This window comes from Neisseria sicca (assembly GCF_003044565.1).
In the GTDB taxonomy this organism is placed as follows: domain Bacteria; phylum Pseudomonadota; class Gammaproteobacteria; order Burkholderiales; family Neisseriaceae; genus Neisseria; species Neisseria sicca_A.
In genome coordinates this window covers 1-2845 of the sequence record NZ_POXG01000014.1, presented here as the reverse complement: position 1 = coordinate 2845, position 2845 = coordinate 1, and the positions used below count along the sequence as shown (strand labels likewise).

Genomic DNA, 2845 nt, shown 5'->3' with positions numbered 1-2845 from the left:
AGCCACCGACGCCGTCAACGTTGCCCAGTTGAACGAACAACTCGCCGCAACTGAAAAAACCACCACCGTCGTCGCCGGTAAGAACGTGACCGTCAGCGAAAAAGTGGACGGCAACAACACCGAGTACACCGTCAATGCCGACAAGACCACCCTCAGCCAAGCGGCGGGCGGTGCGGTTAAAGTCAGCGAAGGTGCGAAAGACGCCGACGGTGTTACCGATTACGCCCTCGACCTGACCGACGAAGCCAAAGCCGACATCGCCAAAGGCGTAGCAGCGAAAGACGCGGTAGACAACAAAGGTCTGACCTTTGCCGCCGACAACGGCACGACCGGTGCGAAGAAACTGGGTGACAGCCTGAGCGTCAAAGGCGACGGCAACATCCTGACCCGCGCCGACGAAAACGGCATCGGCTTCTCTCTTGCTGACAAGATTACCGTCGGCAAAGCAGGCAAAGGCAACAAACCGCTCGTGATCGACGGTACCGCCGGTCTGATTTCCGGTCTGAGCAACACCACTCTGGGCGGTGCGGACTTTGCCACTAAAGGTCAAGCCGCCAGCGAAGAGCAGTTGAACGCAGCCCAAGCCAACCTGGCGAACCTGCTCGGCGGTAACGCAGCCAACTACAAAGGCAACGTGACCACCACCGACATCGGCGGTACCGGCAAAGACAACGTCCACGACGCCATTGCCGCAGTCAAAGAAACTGCTGACAAAGGTTGGAACCTGAACGCCAACGACGAAACCTCGTCTGAAAAAATCGGCGCAGGCGACACCGTAACCTTCAAAGAAGGCAAAAACGTCAAAGTCAGCCGCAACGGTAAGAACATCACCGTAGCGACTTCAGACGACGTCTCCTTCGATAAGGTTACCGTAGGCGGCAGCGTACTGACCGACAACGGACTGACTGTGGGCAACGGCAAAGCAGGCAAACCTGTCAGCCTGACCAAAGACGGTCTGAACAACGGCGGCAACAAAGTGTCCGACATCGCCGCAGGCGAAGCCGACACCGACGCAGTAAACGTTGCACAGCTCAAAGCAGCCGCGGCGAAGGCCACATCCAAAGTGGAAAGCGGCAACGACAACATCGTCGTCACGCCTAAACAAAATGCCGACGGCAGTACCACTTACAAAGTGGCGACCGCACCTAACCTGAAAGCCGACAGCTTCACCGCAGGCGATACCGTTGTGAACAACGACGGCGTTAAAGTTGGTGACAAAGTGGCACTGGGCAAAGACGGTCTGAAAGCAGGCGATGTGAACATCACTGCCGACGGCATCAATGCAGGCAACAAAGCCATCAGTAATGTTGCCGCCGGTGTGAAAGACACCGATGCCGCCAACGTCGGACAGCTGAACCGTCTGACTGCCGCCGCCAAGACCGAAGTCGAAGCCGGCACCAACATCGCCAGCGTGACCAGCAAAGAAGGTGCGAACGGTCAAACCGTTTACACCGTTAACGCAGACGGTGCGAGCGTTTCCGCAGGTTCTGACAACATCGTCGTGACCAAAGGCAGCAAAGACGCCAACAACGTAACCGACTACGCGGTTGACCTGTCTAAAGCCGTCAAAGCCGACATCGCCAAAGGTGTCGCGGCGAAAGACGCGGTAGACAACAAAGGCATCAGCTTCGCAGGCGACAGCGGTACGACCGTTGCCAACAAACTGGGCGATACCGTAGCGGTTAAAGGCGATGCCAACATCACCACCACCGCAGGCGCGAACGGCATTCAGGTCGGCCTCAACAAAGACCTGAAAGTCGACAGCGTCAAAGCAGGCGATACGGTTGTGAACAACAACGGCGTCAACGTCGGCGACAAAGTGGCGCTGGGTAAAGACGGTCTGAAAGCAGGCGATGTCAACATCACTGCTGAGGGCATCAACGCAGGCGGTAAGAAAGTGACCAACGTCGCCGCAGGCACCGTCGCCGCAGGCAGCACCGATGCCGTCAACGGCGGACAACTGCACCAAGTTTACGAACTGATCGGCAGCAACGGCGGCAACGTCAACACCGCACCGCCGGCAGTCGAAGCAGACGGCAAAGCAGGCTTGGGTAATATCAAAAACATTACCCTGGTGGACAACAGCAACAACCCGAACGTGACCAACGTTACGAACGAGACCAAGATTGCCCAGTCCAACGGTTACAGCCTCGTGACCTACAACGTCGAAGACCAAGGCATGTACGTGACCAACAACGTCATCGAAGCCGTAGGCCGTATGAACGAACAAGGCATCAAGTTCTTCCATACCAACGACGGCGAAGTGAACCCTGACGTACAGGCACGCAACAGCGAAGACTCCAGCGCGAGCGGCGCATACGCCACGGCAGTCGGCTTCCAAGCCGCCTCCAAAGGCACCAACGCCATCGCCATCGGTAAAGGCGCCAAAGCCAACGCCGAGAACACCATCGCCATCGGTACCGGCAACATCGTCAGCGGCAAAAACTCCGGCGCCATCGGTGACCCGACCGTAGTAAGCGGCAACAGCTCTTACTCCATCGGTAACAACAACAACGTATCCGCCGACAACGCCTACGCACTGGGCAGCAACATCAAAGCCACGGTTAAAGACTCCGTCTACCTCGGCGACCGCGCCCAAACCCAAGGCATCCGCACGGCTGATGCAGCCAAAGGCGAAGCCTACACCTACGGCGGTCTGAACGACAAAGCCGTGGCAGGCAAAGCAGGTTCGACTGCCGCAGCGAACAAAGTCGCCGGTGTCGTTACCGTCGGCAACGGCACGGACGAGACCCGTCAGGTACAAGGTGTGGCGGCAGGTGTGGTATCGGCGGATTCTACCGATGCGATCAACGGCAGCCAGTTGTATTACACCAACCAGGCGATT

Annotated in this window: 1 pseudogene; it reads left to right on the top strand. The window is 57.8% G+C overall.

The window, feature by feature from the left end:
* Positions 1 to 2845, top strand: a pseudogene (locus DBZ16_RS14595) (hypothetical protein); the annotation flags it as partial.